The 19,352-nt window shown below is 67.9% G+C and carries 15 protein-coding genes; 9 read left to right on the top strand and 6 right to left on the bottom strand.

Annotated elements, in window-relative coordinates:
* Positions 1–253 precede the first annotated feature (253 nt).
* Positions 254–1,456 carry a class I SAM-dependent methyltransferase gene (locus U0177_RS25335; RefSeq protein WP_409573460.1) on the top strand — a complete coding sequence of 401 codons (1,203 nt, stop codon included), beginning with the start codon at positions 254–256 and terminating at the stop codon, positions 1,454–1,456.
* On the opposite strand, the gene U0177_RS25330 is transcribed toward U0177_RS25335, so the two are convergent.
* Positions 1,425–2,516 (bottom strand): hypothetical protein, encoded by a 1,092-nt coding sequence (locus U0177_RS25330; RefSeq protein ID WP_409573459.1) that lies wholly within the window; start codon positions 2,514–2,516, stop codon positions 1,425–1,427. The genes U0177_RS25335 and U0177_RS25330 overlap by 32 nt on opposite strands.
* 198 nt (positions 2,517–2,714) lie before the next feature.
* Between U0177_RS25330 and U0177_RS25325 the strand changes: the two genes are divergently transcribed.
* The 4 genes from U0177_RS25325 to U0177_RS25310 all read left to right on the top strand — a co-directional run bounded on the left by U0177_RS25325 (position 2,715) and on the right by U0177_RS25310 (position 6,029).
* Positions 2,715–4,265, top strand: a complete 1,551-nt coding sequence (locus U0177_RS25325; protein WP_409573458.1) for an acyl-CoA carboxylase subunit beta — start codon at positions 2,715–2,717, stop codon at positions 4,263–4,265.
* 466 nt (positions 4,266–4,731) lie between these two features.
* Complete coding sequence (locus U0177_RS25320; protein ID WP_409573457.1) at positions 4,732–5,190, top strand: ATP-binding protein; 459 nt, start codon at positions 4,732–4,734, stop codon at positions 5,188–5,190.
* 11 nt (positions 5,191–5,201) lie between these two features.
* The gene (locus tag U0177_RS25315) at positions 5,202–5,654 is read left to right on the top strand and encodes an ATP-binding protein (RefSeq protein WP_409573456.1); all 453 of its coding nucleotides are present in this window, start codon (positions 5,202–5,204) and stop codon (positions 5,652–5,654) included.
* Between the two features lie 12 nt (positions 5,655–5,666).
* The gene (locus U0177_RS25310) at positions 5,667–6,029 is read left to right on the top strand and encodes an STAS domain-containing protein (RefSeq protein WP_409573455.1); all 363 of its coding nucleotides are present in this window, start codon (positions 5,667–5,669) and stop codon (positions 6,027–6,029) included.
* Between the two features lie 63 nt (positions 6,030–6,092).
* Here the strand turns inward: U0177_RS25310 and selD are convergent, their stop codons facing one another.
* Positions 6,093–7,145 carry a selenide, water dikinase SelD gene (gene selD, locus U0177_RS25305; RefSeq protein ID WP_409573454.1) on the bottom strand — a complete coding sequence of 351 codons (1,053 nt, stop codon included), beginning with the start codon at positions 7,143–7,145 and terminating at the stop codon, positions 6,093–6,095.
* 296 nt (positions 7,146–7,441) lie between these two features.
* Between selD and U0177_RS25300 the strand changes: the two genes are divergently transcribed.
* Positions 7,442–7,846, top strand: a complete 405-nt coding sequence (locus U0177_RS25300; RefSeq protein WP_409573453.1) for a hypothetical protein — start codon at positions 7,442–7,444, stop codon at positions 7,844–7,846.
* A gap of 112 nt (positions 7,847–7,958) precedes the next feature.
* Here U0177_RS25300 and U0177_RS25295 read toward each other — a convergent pair whose 3' ends face one another.
* Positions 7,959–8,615, bottom strand: a complete 657-nt coding sequence (locus U0177_RS25295; protein WP_409573452.1) for a Crp/Fnr family transcriptional regulator — start codon at positions 8,613–8,615, stop codon at positions 7,959–7,961.
* Positions 8,616–8,714: 99 nt separating this feature from the next.
* On the bottom strand, positions 8,715–10,037 hold the full coding sequence (locus U0177_RS25290) for an MFS transporter (protein WP_409573451.1): 1,323 nt from the start codon (positions 10,035–10,037) through the stop codon (positions 8,715–8,717).
* Positions 10,038–10,294: 257 nt separating this feature from the next.
* Here U0177_RS25290 and U0177_RS25285 point away from each other — a divergent pair, with 257 nt between their 5' ends.
* Positions 10,295–11,554, top strand: coding sequence for a hypothetical protein (locus tag U0177_RS25285; RefSeq protein ID WP_409573450.1), 1,260 nt, complete (start codon positions 10,295–10,297; stop codon positions 11,552–11,554).
* Positions 11,555–11,663: 109 nt separating this feature from the next.
* Here U0177_RS25285 and U0177_RS25280 read toward each other — a convergent pair whose 3' ends face one another.
* Entirely contained in the window at positions 11,664–13,091 is a 1,428-nt protein-coding gene (locus U0177_RS25280) for an aspartate aminotransferase family protein (protein WP_409573449.1), read from the bottom strand.
* A 441-nt stretch (positions 13,092–13,532) separates the two neighbouring features.
* On the bottom strand, positions 13,533–14,246 hold the full coding sequence (locus U0177_RS25275) for a PIG-L deacetylase family protein (protein WP_409573448.1): 714 nt from the start codon (positions 14,244–14,246) through the stop codon (positions 13,533–13,535).
* A gap of 194 nt (positions 14,247–14,440) precedes the next feature.
* Between U0177_RS25275 and uxaC the strand changes: the two genes are divergently transcribed.
* Positions 14,441–15,892: a glucuronate isomerase gene (gene uxaC, locus U0177_RS25270; protein WP_409573447.1), complete on the top strand. Its 1,452-nt coding sequence runs from the start codon at positions 14,441–14,443 to the stop codon at positions 15,890–15,892.
* An 85-nt stretch (positions 15,893–15,977) separates the two neighbouring features.
* Positions 15,978–19,325: a tetratricopeptide repeat protein gene (locus tag U0177_RS25265; protein WP_409573446.1), complete on the top strand. Its 3,348-nt coding sequence runs from the start codon at positions 15,978–15,980 to the stop codon at positions 19,323–19,325.
* The last annotated feature ends 27 nt before the right edge of the window (positions 19,326–19,352 follow it).

Genomic DNA, 19,352 nt, shown 5'->3' with positions numbered 1-19,352 from the left:
GATATAGGGGGCGGATAGACATATCCGCCCGCCCAGGGATCGACACATCCGCCCGACCGATGTAGGGGCGGATTGACATATCCGCCCGATCGATGTAGGGGCGGATCGACACACCGCCCTGCGGATTGACATATCAGCCCGACGGATGTAGGGGCGGATCGACATATCCGCCCGACCGATGTAGATGTAGGGGCGGATCGACATATCCCGACCATGGGGCGGATTGACATATCCGCCCGTTAGGCACGGAGCAATGACAGAAGATTACAAGGCGCTGATAGCGCGCGCGGTGTTCGACGAGCAGGCGTTCGTGCGGCTCACAATGCGAGGGATCGTGCGCGGGCCGGCGGCCCCGTGGCGCCAGATCGTCGTCCGCCCGGTCGAGCTGCGCGCCGGGCGGCACCTGCAGTTCTCGTACTTCGACGCCAAGAAAGACGTGTCGAAGAACTATGCCGGCGCCGAGGCCGCCGCCCGGCTCGACGAGGCGCTGGGCATCGGGTATAGCTCGCTGGTGCTGCAGACGCGCGACGAAGACATTCAGGTCCAGATCACCAAGAAGGGCAAGGCGCTGATCCACCGCCACCGCCGCGCGCCCGAGCAGGCCGCCGCGCCGGATCTGGCGCATAACCGCGCCAAGGCGCTGCCGCTGCCGCCAGGCCAGCCCGACGCGTTTCTGCACGCGATCGGCATTGTGAACGAGCACGGCCAGGTGCGGCCGGCTATGCAGGGCAAGCTCGCGCAGATCAACGAGTTCATCAAGCTTGCCGACGCCGGCGGCGAGCTGGGCCGCTTCGAGCATTCGCCGATCAATGTGCTCGACTGCGGCTGCGGCGCGGCCTACCTGACGTTCGCGCTCTACCACTACCTGAACGAGATCCGCGGCATCCCCGCGCAGCTGGTGGGCGTCGATACCAACGCCGAGCTGATCGCCAGGTGCGCCGACCAGGCCGCCGGCCTGAGCTACACCGGCCTGTGCTTCACGCATACGCCGATCATCGAATTCAGCCCCGAGCACGCGCCCGACCTGGTGGTGGCGCTGCACGCCTGCGACACCGCCACCGACGAGGCGATCGCCCAGGGCATCCGCCACGGCGCGCGCATGCTCGTGGTGGCGCCGTGCTGCCACCACGAGCTGAACGACCGCTTCGACAACGAGCTGTTCCGGCCGGTGCTGCGCCACGGCATACTCAGGCAGCGCCTGGGCGACATGCTCACCGACACGTTTCGCGCGCTGATCTTGCGGATCATGGGCTACCGCGCCGAGGTGATCGAGTTCGTCGCGGCCGAGCACACCGCCAAGAACCTGATGATCCGCGCGGTGAGGGCCGCCCCGCCCGGCGATCCGCAGTTCGCCGCCGAGTACCGCGCGCTCAAGCAGCTCTGGGGCGTCACGCCCTACCTCGAGGGCCTGCTCGGCGAGCAGCTCACCCGGCTGCTCGGCGATTCCGCAGCTTGAGCGGCGCCCGCCCGATGCGCAGCGAGCGATCCGACGACCACGGCGCCCACGGCGCCATCGTCAGGCCGCACAGCGCCAGCAGCACGCGGTCGTAGTTCACCCGCCAGCCCACGAAGTCGCGCCAGGCCTGGTCGCGATCGGGCTTCAGCGCCACGCCGCCGGCCTCCAGCTGGCTGCAGGCTCCGTCGAACTCGGCGCGCGAGATGCTGATTGTGCCGCTGGGGTTGGTGTCGTGCGCGATGTCGAAGAAATCGGCGATGCGGCGCAGCGCCAGGTAGCCGGCGCGGATGCACAGGTCGGCCTGGACATCGCGCGGGATGTCGATCGTCGAGGCCGACAATGCCGCCGCGTCGAGCACCGCGCCGGCCGCGGTGATCCACGAGTGATCGGCCTGCGGCGAGCGGAAGAACGCCAGCGCCGGCAGTGAAGTGTGGCTTTCCTCGACCTCGGAGAACCAGATTTCCCAGCTGGTCCACAGCTCGTTCAGCTTGTCCATGCGCTTCAGCCGCTGGAAGCGCAGAAACAGCTCCACCGCCGAGGGCGGCGACCCAGCGCGCACCTCCAGCAGCGTCACCGCGGTCTCGCGCTTCTGAAACGCGCCGTAGATTGTCGGCAGGTAGGCGATCAGCAGCGCCACCAGGATCAGCCCGAGCGTGGCCTCGCTGTAGCCTAGCATTGTTTCGCCCAGGGTATCGAGCGGCGCGAAGCCCAGCGTCAGCAGCGACGAGCCGCTGGCGCGGAATGCCGCGCGCCAGCTTGCCACGCCAATCGCCCAGTACATCGCCATGTAGCCGCTGAGCACGCAGATCAGCCATACTGGCGGCATGGCCAGCAGCGCCAGCGGCGCGTACAGCGCCATCACGCGGTCGCGATCCTCGTACGCTGGCGCGCGCCGTAGCACGATGTCGAAACAGCGCCGCACCAGCAGAAAGATCACCCGCGTGAGCTGATCGGGCGCGCTGCGCGGCAGCACAAATGTCCGCACCGCCGAAAGAAATGTCCCAGCCACAATCGCAACGCCTACCGCAAAGACCACAATACGCCCAACGATCTCAAGCATATGGCCTACCTATTCATTTTGTGCTGTCTGGATGCGCGGCATAATAGCACCACTTCGGCGATTCGGAAAATCGCCGCAGCACGCTCAAGCTGAACTCGATCAGAACCGGCCCGTGGTATGATTGCGCCGGAGCGCGCCCGAGGCGCGCGATTGCCGAGCCGCTCGGCGGCCTCGCCCGCCGCTATGCCGGAGTTACCCATGAAAACCACTCAGGAACGCATCGACGATCTGCGGCGCCGCCGCGCCGAGGCACGCACCACCGACCCGCAGGCGGCCGAGAAGCAACATGCCCGCGGCAAGCTCACCGCGCGCGAGCGCATCGACGCGCTGCTCGACCCCGGCTCGTTTGTCGAGCTCGATGCCTTTGCGGTGCATCGCACCTCGGCCTTTGGAATGTCGCACCGCAAGCCGCTTGGCGACGGCGTGATCACCGGCCATGGCACGATCGACGGCCGCGCGGTGTGCGTGTTCGCTCAGGATTTTACCGTCTTCGGCGGCTCGCTCGGCGAGGTGTTCGCCGAGAAGATCTGCAAGGTGATGGATCTGGCCCTGCGCATGGGCGTGCCGTGCATCGGCCTGAACGACTCGGGCGGCGCGCGCATCCAGGAGGGCGTGGTCAGCCTGGGCGGCTACGCCGAGATCTTCTACCGCAACGTCATGGCCTCGGGCGTCATCCCGCAGCTCTCGGTGATCGCCGGGCCCTGCGCCGGCGGCGCGGTCTACTCGCCGGCCATGACCGACTTCATCCTCATGGTCAAGGGCTCGTCGCAGATGTTCATCACCGGCCCCGACGTGATCAAAACCGTCACGAACGAGGACGTAGGCTTTGAAGAGCTGGGCGGCGCCATGGCCCACAACTCGCGGAGCGGCGTGGCGCATTTCGCCGCCGACGGCGAAGACGAGGCGTTCGAGCAGCTGCGCACCCTGCTGTCGTTCCTGCCGCTGAACAACCTGGACGACCCGCCCTACCAGCCGCCCGCCGACGACCCCGAGCGCATGGACGAGGCGCTCCAGTCGATCATCCCCGACAACCCGCGCAAGCCCTACGATATCAAGCAGGTGATCGACGCGGTTGTCGACGACGGGTTCTTCTTCGAGGTTCAGCCCTTCTGGGCGCGCAATATCGTCATCGGCTTCGCCCGGCTCGACGGCTTCCCGGTGGGAGTTGTGGCGAACCAGCCCGCGCACCTGGCCGGCGTGCTCGATATCGACTCGTCGGTGAAGGCCGCGCGCTTCGTGCGCTTCTGCGATGCCTTCAACATCCCGCTGGTCACGTTCGTCGATGTGCCCGGCTTCTTGCCCGGCACGCAGCAGGAGTACGGCGGGATCATCCGCCACGGCGCCAAGCTGCTGTACGCCTACTGCGAGGCTACCGTGCCCAAGCTCACCGTGATCACGCGCAAAGCCTACGGCGGCGCGTACGACGTGATGTCGAGCAAGCACATCCGCGCCGACTTCAATTTCGCCTGGCCCACCGCCGAGATCGCGGTGATGGGCGTCGACGCAGCGGTGAAGATCATCTTCCGGCGCGAGCTTTCGAATGCCGCGAGCCCGGCCGCGCGCCAGGCCGAGCTGGTCGAAGATTACCAGAGTCGCTTCGCAAACCCGTACGTCGCGGCCGAGCGCGGCTATGTCGACGACGTGATCGAGCCGAAAGAAACGCGGCCGGCGCTGATTCGCGCGCTGCGGCTGGCCCGCAGCAAGCGCCAAAGCCTGCCCGCCCGCAAGCACGGTAATATCCCGCTATAGCGCTCCGAACCTCTTATATGATTTCTTCCAGAAAAGTGTGCATAGAATTTTTCTTGGAGGGGCTGCTGCCCCTCCAAACCTCCCCGCTATGCACCATGGTATCGTGTCCATTTTCCGTGCTCCGCGCGGAAAATGGACACAGAAGATCAACACGTACCATGCTGCCGCAGGCTCAATCTCCTGCCTTGAGGAAGCCGAATCACGCACGTGCGTAACTCCTATACCAATTTCCAAGCCCCTAAAGTTCGGTGTGGCGGCTTCGGCAACGCCGAAGCCGCCACACCGGCCTGCCGTAGTAGAAGGCGCGCACGCCGCTGCGCCTGGACGCGCTCGCCTCTGGATCGGGCTTCTCAGTCTCAATACCTATTGCGGGGAATTTGCCAAATGTGTTAAGATTATTTCCGGGCGCCGGGTTATGCACAGGCATTGGCCGCACGAGGGCCCGCTGTATGGTGGTGAAACGAGCATGAGCGCTCCGACAAGCGACAACGACCCAGCTGAGCGCGTCATCGAACTCCGGCTGCCGAGCAAGCTGGGGTATGAAAAAGTCGCGATGGATACCGCCTCGTCGCTGGCGCGGCGCATGGGTTTTGGCCCCGACCGGGTCGAGGCACTGCGCACCGCCATTGCCGAAGCGGTGACAAACGCGATCGAACATGGCAATGCGCACGACGCCGAAATGCGCGTGCTGGTGATGCTGACGGCTCGTGAAGACGAGCTTGTGGTGCGCGTGGCCGATCAGGGGCGTAAGCAGCTCGATCACGAGCAGACCACGCCGACGCCCAGTATCGAAGACGCACTCAACCGGCAAGATAAAGGTGGCTGGGGGATCTGGCTTATTCGCGAGCTGATGGACGAGGTTGAGTTTACAACGGCGCCAAGCGGAGGCAACCAGGTTCGCATGGTCATTCACCTCGAAAGATAGAGTTGACTCCGATGACGACATCGCCGATCGCTTCTGTGGCTCCTTTTATCGAGCTCTCGTTTCCCAGCGAGCTAGGCTATGAAAAGGTCGCTCGTGATGCCGTGGCTGCATTTGCCCGCCGCCTCGGCTGCGACCGCGAGCGTGTCGAAGATCTGAAGACCGCGCTGGGCGAGGCGTGCATCAACGCGATTGAGCACGGCAATGCGCGCCGGCCCGGCCTGCGTGTCGATATTCACTGCACCGGCGCCGCCGACCGGCTCACCGTCGAGGTGTGCGACAGCGGCCTGAATCGCTATACGGGCGATCTGCCAGCGGCCGGGATCGATCTCAAGCTGCGCGGGCTGGCGCCACGGCGCGGCATGGGCCTGATGATGATCTCGCAGCTCGTCGATGAGGCCGGCTTCACCGAAAGCCACGAGGGTGGCAATCGGTTCCGGCTCGTGTTATACTTCCGCAAAGCTTAGGGGAGAGTTTCTATGCTGGAAGATGAGCTGAACGTCAGTACGCGCGAGCGCGACGGCGTGGCAATTATCGATCTGGTCGGCGATGTCACTACATTTGCCGAAGAAAAGATTAACAGCGCCTACGCGCAGGTGACGGGCCAGGGCGCCCGGCATATTCTGCTGAACTTCCGCCAGAACGATTATATCAACAGCGCTGGCATCGCGATCTTAATCGGGATTGTCACCGAGGTGAACCGCAACAGCCAGAAGCTGGCGGTCAGCGGGCTCTCGCAGCACTTCCAGAAGATCTTCCGCATGGTCGGCCTGGCGCAGTACGCCGATATCTACCAGGACGAGGAAGAGGCGATCAGCGGCTTCACGGCCGCAGCAGCCTGATCTGCGCGCCTACGGCGCGCGGCGGGCGGATCGCCTCGCCTTGGGCCCAGCGACCTGCGCTGATCACGGCTCGTAGATGTCAATTCCGGCCCCTTCGGCTACTTCCCCGATTGCCCAGATCGTCTCGCCTGCTGCGGCGAAGCGCTCGCATAGCGTGGCGGCCTGCGCCGCCGGAACGGCCAGCAGTAGCCCCCCCGATGTCTGTGGGTCGAACAGCAGCTGGGCGAGCGCCGCGTCAACCCCTGCCCCCAGCCGAACCACCCCTTCCGCCTCGAGGTAGCTGCGGTTGCGCGCCAGCCCGCCCGGCAGGATGCCCTGCTGGGCATAGTCGCGCGCGCCAGGCAGCAGTGGCACCTGCGCAGCCGCGATCCGCAGGCCCACGCCGCTGTTGCGCGCCAGCTCGTCGGCGTGGCCGAGCAGGCCGTAGCCGGTGATGTCGGTGGCGCTGCGCAGCGCGAACTCAGCCGCCAGCTCGGCCGCGCGCCGGTTCAGCCTGGTCATGCTGGCGACTGCGGCGGCCAAGTCGGCGTCGCGCGCAAGGCCGCGCTTGTGCGCTGTGGTGATCACGCCGGTGCCGAGCGGCTTGCTGAGCAGCAGCACGTCGCCGGGGCGCGCGCGCGCCTTGGCGGTGATGCGATCGGGGTGTACCAGGCCGGTGACGCATAGGCCATACTTGGGCTCGGCGTCGATCACGGTGTGGCCGCCGGCCACCACCGCCCCGGCCTCGGCAACTTTGTCGGCGCCGCCCTGCAAGATCGCGCTGATTGTCGCGGCCGGCAGATCCTCGGGGAAGCCGGCGATCGCCAGCGCCATGATTGGCCGCCCGCCCATCGCGTACACGTCGCTGAGCGCGTTGGCGGCGGCAATCGCGCCGAAGGTGTAGGGGTCGTCGACGATCGGCGGGAAGAAATCGACCGTCTGCACCAGCGCGGTGTCGGGCGCGATCTGGTATACCGCCGCGTCGTCTTTCACGTCGAGGCCGATCAGCAAGTTGGGGCTATTGGGCAGTGTGAGCGAGCGCAGAACCTGCGCCAGGGCGCCGGGGCCCATCTTGGCGGCTCAGCCGGCGCACGACGCCAGCTCGGTCAGGCGCTTGATCTCTTCTCGGCTGTGCATTGCTTGGTCGCTTCCTCTTGGTGGCCCGAGCTACGCGCTCGGCGTTGTTGCCTTCGGCAGGGTAGGATATGCTGTGCCGCAGGCAGCGCTGCCGGGCGCATTATAGCAAATATCGCGCGCCATCAGCGCCCGGCGCTCTTTTCCCGCACGCGGGAGTGGCGATGGTTGTGCGGTGTGGCAGTTTCGGCGCAGCCGAAACCGCCACACCGCAGAGCATTGAGCACAGAAGCGGCGCAGGCCATCCGGCCACGAGTATGGTATACTGCCGCCGAGGTTCTCGCGAAGGGGAAGCTGCCATGCCGCCAATCGCGCTCTTTGTCGTCTTTGTGCTGCTGATCGCCGCCGCGCTGGTAGCGGTGTGGCGCTACTGGATGGGCCTCGCGCGGGTATCGCCCGAGGAAGAAGCCTACGACGAGCGCATGGCCGCGCTGAACGAGCGGCAGGCCAACCGGATCAGCGACGACTTTCTGACGCAGCCGGTCAGCGATGAGGACGCCTGGCAGATAATGGTGCGGCGTGGCAAGCGCATTACGACGCGCGGCCGGCGCCAGCGCCGCGACACCCGCCCGCGCGCCACGCAGCCGCGCCTCGCGCCGCCGCGCCAGGAGCGCTACGGCGGCGAGCTTTCGCGCCGCGTCGACGAGCGCCGCGACCGCTACGGCGAGGCGCCGCGCCGGCCGCGCGACGAGCAAGAGAAATAGATTGGCGATACACAATCAGGGCGCGGAGGAGAGGCTGACCCTCGCTCCGCGCCCTATGTTTGTGCAGCCGGTTGTTGGGAAAAGGAAGCAGCTTCGCGGCTCGGTGTTCGCCCTAGCCCTGGGCCAGCTCTTCGAGGCCGCGCGGGTTGAGCAGCGTAATAAACGAGCGGTCGATCTCGAGCAGCCGGGCCGCGCGGAACTGGTTGATCACCTTGGTGACCGTCTCGCGGTAGGCGTTGATACGCTCGGCCAGCTGGCGGTGGCTGCGGCGTGCCACGCGCGAGGGCTGTGCGTCGCCGCCGCTCTCGGCCAGGTCGAGCAGCAGCGTGGCCAGGCGCGCCGGAACCGACTTGAACGCCACTTCGTCGAACAGCCGGCTGACGGCCTGGCGGTGGCGCGTGAGATCTTCGAGCAGATCGAGGCCAAGCGAGGGCTCGCGCTCGATCATGGCGCGCACGTCGGCGCGCGAGATGCGGTAGATCGTCGCGGGCGTAAGCGCTTCGGCGAATGTGTCGTAGTTGCCGTGCTCGCCGAGCGCGATCTGGCCGAAAAGCTCGCCCGGCTCGACCACGCGGATCGTCAGGGCGCGGCCTTCGTCGGAGATCATGTGGAGCGCGACCTGGCCGCCGCACAGCAGCAGCAAGTCATCGGCTGGGTGATTGGGCGTGTAGATCAGCGCGCCACGCGCGTACGCCACTGCGTCGCGCCGCAGTGCAAGCTGCTCCCAAGCGCCGACCTCTTCAGTCGTGCGGCTATTGTCGCGCCGCATAGTACCTCCGCATTCCAGCTTATGCTGCCTGCGAGTATTGTAACACAGTACCTGCGATTCCGACGGCCAATATTGTTGGCGTTGCATTAAAAATTGCGCTCAAAGTTTGCGGGCGAACACCAGCGCCATACACGCGCGGCCCAGGCTGCTAAGCACGAACAGGATGGCGTAGTGGTTGAGCGCGAGCGGGCCAACCTGGATCAGCGTGCCGCCCAGCGCCGTGGCGATCGCGCCGCCTAGCAAGCTTGCAATAAATGTTCCAAGGCCGGTAATTGCCCCGAACGACGCCACGTATGCCCCACGGTTCTCGGCCGGGGCGCGGTCCATCACCAGGTTCATCCAGCCCTGCGTGATCCCCGGCCAGAAGATCCCCGAGCCGGCCGCGTTCAGCCACAGCGGCAGCATAAACGTCGGCGTCGCCACCACCCAGCCCCATGGCAGCAGCACTGCGCCCAGCACCGAGGCGACCATGACGCGCTTGTCGCCGTAGCGATCTTGCAGGCGGCCAATCAGCGGCTGGGTCACCAGGGCCACCGCGCTGGTGACGATCGAGAAGATCGCCAGCGACGCGAACGAGAGGTGCAGTGTCTGGATGCCGTAGGCGTTGAAGAATGGCGCCGAGATGCCGATCGGCAGCGCCCAGCCGGCCGAGGCCAGCGAGAGCGTGCGGAAGCGCTGGTGGCGCAGCGGGGCGGTGAACAGCGATTTGATCTCGACGCGCTGGCTGCGGCGGGTAGGCGGCTCGGGCTGGCGCGTGAGCAGCAGCGCGCCGGCGAGCGCGCACACCACCGCCGTGGTGAAGATCAGCGCATAGCCGGCGGCCTCGTTCTGCGCGCCGCGGTAGTAGTCGAGCCCGCGGCCGGCCAGCCACGACGCGCTCATCGCCGTGATGCTGGTGATCGTGTTGCGCATGCCGAAGTAGCGCCCGCGCTGGCGTGCCGGCACCAGGTCGCTCATCCAGCTGGTCCAGGCGTTGCCGGCGATGCCGATCAGCGCCTGCGACACCGCCAGCACCAGCAGGAACACCGGCAGCCGGGCCGCGCCCAGCACGCTCACAAACGGCAGCGCGGCGATCAGCGCCCACAGTATGCGGCTGCCCGCAGCGGTGACGGCGGTGAGCATGCGCCGGTTGCCCATGCGGGCCTCGAGGTAGGCGCCAACGAACTGAAATAGCTGGCCGACAAACGGCAGCGCGGCGATCAGGCCAAGCTCGAAGTCGTGCGCGCCCAGCAGCAGCGCGAAGCCGGTGAGGAACGCGCCGCTGGTGACGGTGATGTGGATGTTTGAGAGCAGGCCTTCGAAGATCGAAAGGCGTAACCCGCGCTTGACTGCACTTGGCGAGAGCGGGATGTCCGGGGTGAGCTGTGGCTCGATGGGGCGGCGCGCCTGCGCTCGCGCCCGCACCCGTGCCAGCACATTCATACGTGCCTCGTGTGCTCGAGAAGCGATAGCTTAGTGTAGGCCCATCATATCGTTTAAAAAAGGTAAGTCAACCCTCTTACGTCTGATATTCGACTGACATGGCGCCTGTGCCGGCACCAAACGGGCGCATCGCTCGGCGCCGCTCCAGTATCTGGGGCATGGCTGCTGCGTTTTCTTTATGGCACACACTCAGGCGCTGGGCGCGCAGCGCCGGGCGAGTGGCTGTGCTTGCGATCCGAGTGCAAAGGAACGATGCGATGCGGGCGATGGTATGGACGAAGCGCGCGAGCTGGGCCGTGGCGGGCGTGCTTGCCCTGGCGCTCTGCCTTGGCGCGGCGCGCATGAACCACGGGGCGGATGCTGCGCGGGCCGGCAGCACAGCCTACAGCTTCACATTCACGATCAGCCGCGCGGCGCTGCCCAGGCTGTTCTACCAAACCGTGTCGTATGTTGCGCACCTGGGCGTGGGCGCCAGCCAGGCCAGCGCCACGGTGGGCGGCGTGCCGGTGCAGAGCGTGAGCTTCGACCCAGGCACGGGCGATTTCGTCTTCAGCAGCGACAGAGCTGGGCTGGCGGTGGTCACGTTTGTGCCGGGCGCGGCGCCGGGCCGTGTTTCGGCCGAAAAGGCGGCGCTGCTGGGCAACAAGAAGTGGGCGTGGTCGCACGGGATGGACGACAACGTGTACCTGCAGGCGCAGATCGACGCGATAAGCGCGAAGGGCTGGCGCGCGAGCCTGTTTGTGATCGGCGAGAAAGTAAGCCCGACGCGCCAGGAGCCGGGCTGGATTATTGATCAGCCGGGGCTGGTGGCGCTGGTGAACCAGGGCTGGAATGTGGGCGATCACACGCGCGACCACGCGTGCTACGGCAGCACCACCGACGCCCAGAATATCCTCGATGGCTACGCGGTGGTGCAGCGCGTGCTGGCGGCGAGCGCGCACCCCGAGCATACGCAGATCTCGTTTGCCGCGCCATGCTTCGACACCGGCTACGACGCGCCTTTCAACAGCGTGCGCGCCGGCACGACGACGCTGCTGGTGAACGAGACCGGCGGCAACCCGCTGATGCGCGTCGACGGGCCGGACTACGCCAGCGGCGACCGCAGCGCCAGCGCCGTAAGCGGCGCGTCGACGCAGATTGGCCGCGATACCTCGCTCGATAGCGACACCAGCGCCACCGATGTGCTGGCGTGGATGGCGGCGAACGCAGGGCCGGACCGGCACTTCTGGCTCAACACCATGACGCACGGCAACAACGAGGCGCGGCTGAAGGTGCTGCTGGACGCTGCTTACAGCCGCTACGGGCCGGGCGGCAGCGATGAGATCTGGATGGCGCCCGAGGACGAGATCTATAGCTACCTGGTAGTGCGCGATGCCACGAGCCTGGCCGGCGCCGCCGCCGAGAGCAGCGTGCTGGTGCCGGTCGCCTCGAGCGCGCCGGCCGCGCCGCGCGCCGCCCGGCCAAGGCGTGGCGCGGTTCGGCTGAGGTCGATCTTCCGGATCGAGGCCCTGCTGTGATATGCGGGCTGGTATAGCGCCCTATCGCCCGCATCCTCGCCCTTCTCCCAACAGCGTGTGGCGGTTTCGGCTTTGCCGAAACCGCCACACTAAGATCTAGCGGGCAGCGCTAGCCCGCGCCGACCGCCTGGGCCAGCTTGACGGCGGCCATGGTCGGCTGGGTGCCGAGCTTGCGGCCAAGCGCGTGGATCACGTCGGCCACAATCGCCACCAGCTTGTCGGCGTCCTCGTGCGGGATATTCAGCGGCGGCGCCAGCTGGATCACCGGATCGAGCCGGTCGTCGGCGCGGCAGATCAGCCCGCGGCGCTTGAACTGGTCGGAGAGCCAGGCCATGAGGTTAGGCTCGTCGAGCGGCTGGTGGCCGGCGCGGTCGCGCACCAGCTCGAGCGCAATGAACAGGCCCATGCCGCGGATATCGCCGACATTCGGGTGCTCGCCGACGGCGGCGCGCAGCTCGCGCATCAGGTAATCGCCCATAGTGGCGGCGCGGGCGGGCAGCTGCTCGCGCTCGAGAATAGCCAAGTTCGCCAGGGCGGCCGCGCAGCTGGCCGGGTGGCCGCCGAACGTAATGCCGTGCATGAACTTATCGGCCTCGCCGCCGAGAAACTCGTCGGCGACCTCGGGGCGCACCAGCACCGCGCCGAGCGGGGCATAGCCCGAGGTAATGCCCTTGGCGCAAGTGATGATATCGGGCACGACATCGAAGGCATTCACACCGAACCAGTGGCCCACGCGCCCGAACCCGCAGATCACCTCGTCGGCGATCATCAGGATGCCGTGGCGGTCGCAGATCTGGCGGATGCGGCGCATGTACTCGGGCGGCGGCACGATCGCCCCGCCGCTGTTCTGCACCGGCTCCATGATGATCGCGGCGATGGTTTCGGGGCCTTCGAACTCGACCAGGCGCTCGACCTCGTCGGCGCATGTTCCGGCGCACTGGCTGTGCAGGGCGCAGTAATCGCAGCGGTAGCGGTGCGGCAGCGGCACGTGGCGCGCGCCGGGCACCAGCGGGCCGAAGCCGTTGCGGATGCCGCTGAGGCCATTCACCGAGAGCGCGCCCATGGTGGTGCCGTGGTAGGCCACCCGGCGCGAGATCGTCTTGAAGCGGTCGTGGAAGCCGCGCTTGCGCTGGTAGGCCTTGGCGAGCTTCAGCGCAGTCTCGACGGCCTCGGAGCCGCCGGTGACGAAGAAGCTGCGGGTTTTGGGGCCGATCGGGCTGATGCGCGCCAGCTCGGCGGCAAGCTGGATCTGTGGCAGGCTGGGGAACGAAAACGGCGAGACAAAAGCGATATCCATCAGTTGGGCGGCCAGCGCGTCGACAATCTCGCGGCGGCCGTAGCCGGCATTCACACAGAACAGACCGGAAAGCGCGTCGATGTACGCGTTGCCGTTCTGATCCCATACGCGCGACCCTTCCCCGCGAACGAGGATCGTCGTGGGCCGCGCGGAGGTACTGGCGGTGTGGCCCATCTGGAAAAAGTGCAGCCAGGCATTCTCGGCGAATGCTTGCTGCATCGTCGGATCGACGGGAAGCATGTTATTCTCCTACAGGCTTGTGTGTTGGACGGCGAGTGGCACGCGGCGCGTAGCCACGCCGGCCTTCATCGGTTCGGATGCTCAGTGTGACCGTTCATTAGGCCCTGTACGCTTGCGTGCTGCCCCCCACCGAGCGTCTCGGAGGGGCAGGGCGCGCTCAGTTGCGGTTTGTCTGGTCGGGTGAGATCCTCCTTCCGTGAAGCCTTTCGGAGATGCCGCAATCGTGGATGTTCAATGTACAGCGTTGGAATACGCAAGCGGCGTAATCTGCAACCGCACATTGAAAAGGGCATGTTTCAAGGACGCTCCGCCGGAAGGCGTCACCGGCGGATCGACCTGGGAGCTTACTTCGCCATTGAAGCAGGGTGTTCGTGTAAGGCGTTGCCTCCGTCCCAGGCCTGGGCAACCACCATCGCGAGCGCTGTGCTCGGAGCGCCGGGGCTACTCGGCGAGCTTCATGACGCGGAAGGCCTCGGCGTAGGGCACACCGGCGCGCTTGCCGGCCTCGGCGGCCCACTCGCGCACCCACTGGCCGTCGCCGGGGTCGAGCTGGCTTTTGTGGCAGCGCAGCGCCTCGATCTTGTGATCGAGCGTGGACGAGATATCGACAAACGTATCGGCTGAGGCGTCGTCGCCCATGATATACACTTCCCTGACCTGGTGAGGCTCGTAGCCCTCGGCCAGCAGCTCGGGAAAGATCGGGCGGGTGACGGCGCTCGGGAACACGGCGTAGATCGCGGCCTCGGCGGCGGCGCGGTGGTCGGGATGGTTGATATAGTCCTTCCCGATAAACACCGCGGTCGGGTCGCCAGTGACGACGCGGTCGGGCTTGAGCCGGCGGATCAGGCGTGTAAGCTCGCGGCGCAGCTCGATCGTCGGCTGGAGCGTGCCGTCGGGGTAGCCGAGGAAGATCAGCTCGCGCACGCCGAGCACATCGCAGGCGGCGCGCTGCTCGGCCGCGCGGATGCGCACCAGCTCGCCGAGGTCCTGGGCCGGGTCGTTGCTGCCGGCGGCGCCGTTGGTGATCACGACATAGGTGATGTCGGCGCCCTCGGCGGCCCAGCGCGCCGCGCTGCCGCCACAGGTGAACTCGGCGTCGTCGGGGTGTGCGAAGATGCCCAGGACGCGAAGCCCGGTTGTTTGGGTGTCGGTCATACTTACCTTCTATGCTGCGGATGCTGATAGTGTACTACACCGCGCGCGCTTCTGTCCAGGGGATGCCGTGTTTGCCAGAAGTGCTCTGGCGAGCGGCGCGAGCGATGTTCGCCGAGTTGTATTAGTATACGGTGGCAAGCGCGCCCGCGCGGGGCGCCGGCCTGTGTGGTGCCTACGCACGAGGAGCAATCTTGATGCCGCAACTGCCCTGGGCGCTCGCGCCCGACCGCTGCTTCAGCCCCGACCCGGCGGTGCGCCAGGTGGCGCGCGACCTGTATGCCACGGTCGCGAAGCTGCCGATCATCAGCCCGCACGGCCACGTGCCGCCGGCGCTGCTGGCCGACCCGGCCGCGCGCTTCGGCACCCCGGCCGACCTGTTCATCATCCCCGACCACTATGTCTTTCGCATGCTCTACAGCCAGGGCGTCGCGCTCGAAGACCTGGGCGTGCCCACGCGCGACGGCACGCCGGTCGAGGCCGATCACCGGCGCATCTGGCAGCGCTTCGCCGAGCACTTTTTTCTGTTTCGCGGCACGCCCACCGGGCTATGGCTGGCCGACGAGCTGATCGGCGTGTTTGGCGTCGCTGAGCGGCTGGATGGCCAGAGCGCTCAGCGGATCTACGACCAGATCGAGGCTCAGCTGGCGCGGCCTGAGTTCGCGCCGCGCGCGCTGCTGGAGCGCTTCAACATCGAGCTGCTGGCGACCACCGACGCCGCGAGCGACACGCTTGACGAGCACCGGCGGATGCATGCCGCCGGCATGGGCCACATTCGCCCGACCTTCCGGCCCGACGCGGTGATGAACCTGGCGCACCCGGCCTGGGGCGCGCAGATCGCCGCACTGGGCGCCGCCGCAGGGGTCGATATCTCGGGCTACGCCGGCTACATCCGCGCGCTCGAGGCGCGGCGCGCCGCATTCAAGCAGCTGGGCGCGCTGGCGACCGACCACGCCGCCGCGACGCCCTACACCGCGCGGCTGAGCGGCGCCGAAGCCGAGGCGATCTTTGGCCGTGCGCTGCGCGGCCAGGCCAGCGCCGAGGACGCCGCGCGCTTCACCGGGCACATGCTGATCGAGTTTGCGCGTATGAGCGCCGAGGACGGCCTGGTGATGCAGCTGCACATCGGCAGCCTGCGCGACCACCACGAGGCGCTGTTCGCGCGCTTCGGCCCCGACAAAGGCGCCGACATCCCGCTCGCCACCGAGTGGACGCGCAACCTGCGGCCGCTGCTGGGCGGCTACGGCGCCGACCCGCGCTTTCGCCTGATTCTGTTCACGCTCGACGAGAGCAGCTACAGCCGCGAGCTGGCGCCGCTGGCCGGCTACTACCCGGCGCTGCGGCTCGGCCCGCCGTGGTGGTTCTTCGACAGCGTGAACGGCATGCGGCGCTACTTCGCGCGCGTAGTCGAGACGGCGGGGCTGTACAACACCGCCGGCTTCAACGACGACACGCGCGCGTTTGTGTCGATCCCCGCGCGCCACGACGTCTGGCGGCGGGTGAGCTGCGACTGGCTGGCGGGGCTGGTGGCGCAGGGGCTGCTGGCCGAAGACGAGGCCACCGCAATGGCCTACGAGTGCGCCTACGGGCTGGCGAAACGCGCCTACAACATCGGCGGGGGGCTCGGGGAGCGCGCAGGCGGTGCGTAGCTGCATCGTAGGCGCGCTTCGCTTGACTTTCGGGGCCGCCTGAACCATACTGACGCAGGAAATGGCCGCTAGCCAGCGTGACACTATGATCGACATCAACCCGCGGTATCGCCTGCTCGCCACGCTTGCCGAAGGAGCGATGGGCACGGTCTATCGCGTGCACGACCGCCTGATCGGCCAGGATGTCGCGCTGAAGCGCGTCCGGCTGGCGCCTGAGATCGACGCCAATTCCGAGGCACTGCGCCTGGCGCTGGCGCACGAGTTTCGTACGCTGGCCGGCCTGCGCCATCCGCACATCATCAGCGTGCTCGACTACGGCTTCGACGCCGCGCGCCAGCCGTTCTTCACCATGGAGCTGCTTGAGGGCGCGCAGACGATCCTCGAGTTTGGGGCCGGGCAGAGCCTTCAGCAGCGCGTCGGGCTGCTGACGCAGGCGCTCGAGGCGCTGGCCTACCTGCACCGGCGCGGCGTGCTGCACCACGATCTCAAGCCGGCCAACCTGCTGGTGGCCGGCGGGCGCGTGCGGCTGCTCGACTTTGGCCTTTCGGTGCTGGCGCAGCAGCAGCGCGCCGACGACGTCTTCGGCACGCTGCTGTACCTCGCGCCCGAGGTCATCGACGGCCAGCCCTACACCGAGGCCAGCGACCTGTATAGCATAGGCGTGGTGGCCTACGAGCTGCTGGCCGGCCAGCACCCTTTCCCCGCCGATAGCATCCACGACTTTCTCGACCGGATCTTCGCGCACAAGGCCAACCTGAAAGCGATCGCCGCGCCGCCCGCGCTGACCTGGGCGATTGGCCAGCTGCTTGCCAGGGAGCCGGCCAGCCGCCCGCCCAGCGCGCAGATCTCGATCACCCTGCTGCGGGCGGCGGTTGGGCTGCCGCCCGAAGAAAGCCCGGCCATCCGCGAGAGCTACCTGCAGGCGGCGACCTTTGTCGGCCGCGACGCCGAGCTGGCCACGCTGGGCGGCGCGCTCGAGCAGGCCCGGCGCGGCCACGGCAGCGCCTGGCTGATCGGCGGCGAGAGCGGCGTTGGCAAATCGCGGCTGCTGCGCGAGCTCGAAACCCAGGCGCTGGTCGACGGCGTTCTCGTGGTGCGCGGGCAGGCCGTGCAGGAGGGCGGCGCGAGCTTTCAGCTCTGGCGCGACGCCCTGCGCCAGCTTGTGGTAGCGAGCGAGCATGTCGACGACATCAGCGCGGCGGCGCTGCTGCCGCTGATCGGCGACATCGGCGAGCTGATCGGCCGCCCGGTGGGGCCGGCCCCGCCGCTGGAGGGCAGGGCCGCGCAGGTCCGGCTGCTGACCGCCATCGCCGGCCTGTTTCAGCAGCATAGCCGGCCGCTGCTGCTGATGCTCGAAGACCTGCAGTGGGCCGAGGAAAGCCTGCTGCCGCTGCCGCATCTGCTGCGCCTGGCGGCGGAGCAGCCGCTTATGCTGGTCGGCACCTTCCGCAACGACGAGCGGCCCGAGCTTGGCAGCGAGCTGCCGGAGATGCGCCGGCTTGACCTGCCGCGCCTGAGCCCCGAGCATGTCGCGGCGCTGAGCGTGGCGATGCTGGGCGAGGCCGGCCGGCGGCCCGAGCTGCTAGCCCGGCTCCAGCAGGAAACCGAGGGCAATACCTTTTTCCTGGTCGAGGTGGTGCGCGCGCTGGCCGAGGACGCCGGCCGCCTGGCGGCGGTGGGGCGGGCCAGCCTGCCCGCGCGGCTGATGCCGCGTGGCATCCAGGCCATGATTGACCGGCGGCTGGCGCACCTGCCGGCGGCCGCACAGCAGCTGCTGGCGCAGGCCGCCGTGGCCGGGCGGCAGATCGACACGGCGATCTTGCAGGCGCTCGCCCCGGAGATCGACATTGCGGGCTGGTGGCTGCCGCTGTGCGCCGAGGCCGCAGTGGTGGAGGTGCGCGGCGAGCGCTGGCTGTTCAGCCACGACAAGCTGCGCGACGGCTTGCTGGCCCGGCTGGCGCCCGAGCAGCTGCGCCACCTGCACGCCGACATGGCCGCCGTGATGGAGCGGCTATACGGCGCCGACGACGCCTATGCCGCGCAGCTGGCGTACCACTGGGGCCAGGCCGGGCGAACCGACCGCGAGGCCGGGGCGTGCCTGCGGGCCGGGCGCTATGCCCGGCGGCAGGGCAGCATGGCCGAGGCCGCGCGCCTGCTCGCGCGCGCGCTCGAGATTACGCCCGCCGCCGACCGCCGCGCGCTGATCGATATTCAGCTTCAGCAGGGCGACGTGCGCGAGGTGCTGGGCAATTGGGCCGAGGCCGAGGCCAGCTACCGGGCCGCGCTGGCATTGGCATATAGCCCCGAGGAGGCCGCCGGCGCCCAGATCGCGCTCGGCCGGCTGTGCGAGCAGCGCGGCGAGAGCGACCTAGCCCTAGAGTGGCTGGCCCGCGCCAAGAGCGGCTACCGCGCGCTGAACGATCGCCTTGGCATGGCCCAGGCGCTCAACGCCGAGGGAATCGTCTGGCATCGCCAGGGGGCCTATGCGCGGGCGCGCGAGTGCATGGAGGCCGGGCTGGCTTTCTCGCGCGCCGCCGGCGACACGGCGAGTATCGCCCTGACCCTGTTCGGCCTGGGGAGCGTGGCAGTGCGGCAAAACGACTACGCGCTGGCGCGCGAGCTGATTGAGGAGAGCCTGGCGCTGCGCCGCGGCCTCGGCGATATCGACGGCACCGCAAGCTGCCTTGGCACCCTAGGGCTCGTCGCTCTGAACCAGGGCGACTACGAGACATCGCGCGAGCTGTACGAGGCCAGCATGGTGGCATGGCGCGCGCTGGATCATAAGGACGGCATCTCGGCGACGCTGAACGGCCTGGGAAATGTCGCGGCAAACCAGGGCGACTATGTCGCCGCGCGGGAGCACTATGGCGAGAGCCTCACGCTGGCGCGCGAGCTTGGTAACATCCGCGCCATCGCGATAGCGCTCAACAACCTGGGGAGCTTGGCGCTCGACGACGGCGACTACGCCACGGCGCGCGCGCTGCTTGAGGAGAGCCTGGCGCTGCGGCGCGCGCTGAACGACGGCTATGGGGTGGTGTCGACGCTGAACAACCTGGGGGGTGTGGCGCAGGGCCAGGGCGATTACGCTGCCGCGCGGGCGCACTACCTCGAAAGCCTGGCGCTGGGCGTCGCGATCGGCGATAAAGAGGCCGTCGCGTACAACCTCTCGGGCCTGGCCGATCTGGCGATTGTGCTGGGTGTGGCCGAGCGCGCCGCCCGCATGGCCGCCGCCACCGAGGCGCTGCTGAAGGAGATCGGCGGCGCCCTGGCGCCCGACATGCGGCGCACGCTCGATGTCGCCGTCGCGGGGGCGCAGGCGCTGCTTGGCCCGCCGGCTTTCCAGGCTGCCTGGGAAGCCGGCGAGCGCATGAACCTCGACCAGGCGGTGCGCTATGCGCAGGAGTGGCAGGTGGCGCCTGTGTGCCCGGTGTGAGCGTGCAGCTCGCCGGCACGCCCACGC

Source organism: Kouleothrix sp. (genome assembly GCF_046328425.1).
Lineage (GTDB): Bacteria > Chloroflexota > Chloroflexia > Chloroflexales > Roseiflexaceae > Kouleothrix.
Note: the sequence above shows the minus strand (reverse complement) of the source record. Positions and strands in the feature narration are given on the sequence as shown.

What these genes read in the sequence shown, in the direction of transcription:
- U0177_RS25300 (WP_409573453.1), top strand. Translation starts at nt 7,442, where the DNA reads ATGCCGCCAATCGCGCTCTTTGTCGTCTTTGTGCTGCTGATCGCCGCC.
- U0177_RS25330 (WP_409573459.1), bottom strand. Translation starts at nt 2,516, where the DNA reads ATGCTTGAGATCGTTGGGCGTATTGTGGTCTTTGCGGTAGGCGTTGCG.
- U0177_RS25310 (WP_409573455.1), top strand. Translation starts at nt 5,667, where the DNA reads ATGCTGGAAGATGAGCTGAACGTCAGTACGCGCGAGCGCGACGGCGTG.
- U0177_RS25320 (WP_409573457.1), top strand. Translation starts at nt 4,732, where the DNA reads ATGAGCGCTCCGACAAGCGACAACGACCCAGCTGAGCGCGTCATCGAA.
- U0177_RS25315 (WP_409573456.1), top strand. Translation starts at nt 5,202, where the DNA reads ATGACGACATCGCCGATCGCTTCTGTGGCTCCTTTTATCGAGCTCTCG.
- uxaC (WP_409573447.1), top strand. Translation starts at nt 14,441, where the DNA reads ATGCCGCAACTGCCCTGGGCGCTCGCGCCCGACCGCTGCTTCAGCCCC.
- U0177_RS25325 (WP_409573458.1), top strand. Translation starts at nt 2,715, where the DNA reads ATGAAAACCACTCAGGAACGCATCGACGATCTGCGGCGCCGCCGCGCC.
- U0177_RS25335 (WP_409573460.1), top strand. Translation starts at nt 254, where the DNA reads ATGACAGAAGATTACAAGGCGCTGATAGCGCGCGCGGTGTTCGACGAG.
- U0177_RS25285 (WP_409573450.1), top strand. Translation starts at nt 10,295, where the DNA reads ATGCGGGCGATGGTATGGACGAAGCGCGCGAGCTGGGCCGTGGCGGGC.
- U0177_RS25290 (WP_409573451.1), bottom strand. Translation starts at nt 10,037, where the DNA reads ATGAATGTGCTGGCACGGGTGCGGGCGCGAGCGCAGGCGCGCCGCCCC.
- U0177_RS25295 (WP_409573452.1), bottom strand. Translation starts at nt 8,615, where the DNA reads ATGCGGCGCGACAATAGCCGCACGACTGAAGAGGTCGGCGCTTGGGAG.
- U0177_RS25265 (WP_409573446.1), top strand. Translation starts at nt 15,978, where the DNA reads ATGATCGACATCAACCCGCGGTATCGCCTGCTCGCCACGCTTGCCGAA.
- U0177_RS25280 (WP_409573449.1), bottom strand. Translation starts at nt 13,091, where the DNA reads ATGCTTCCCGTCGATCCGACGATGCAGCAAGCATTCGCCGAGAATGCC.
- U0177_RS25275 (WP_409573448.1), bottom strand. Translation starts at nt 14,246, where the DNA reads ATGACCGACACCCAAACAACCGGGCTTCGCGTCCTGGGCATCTTCGCA.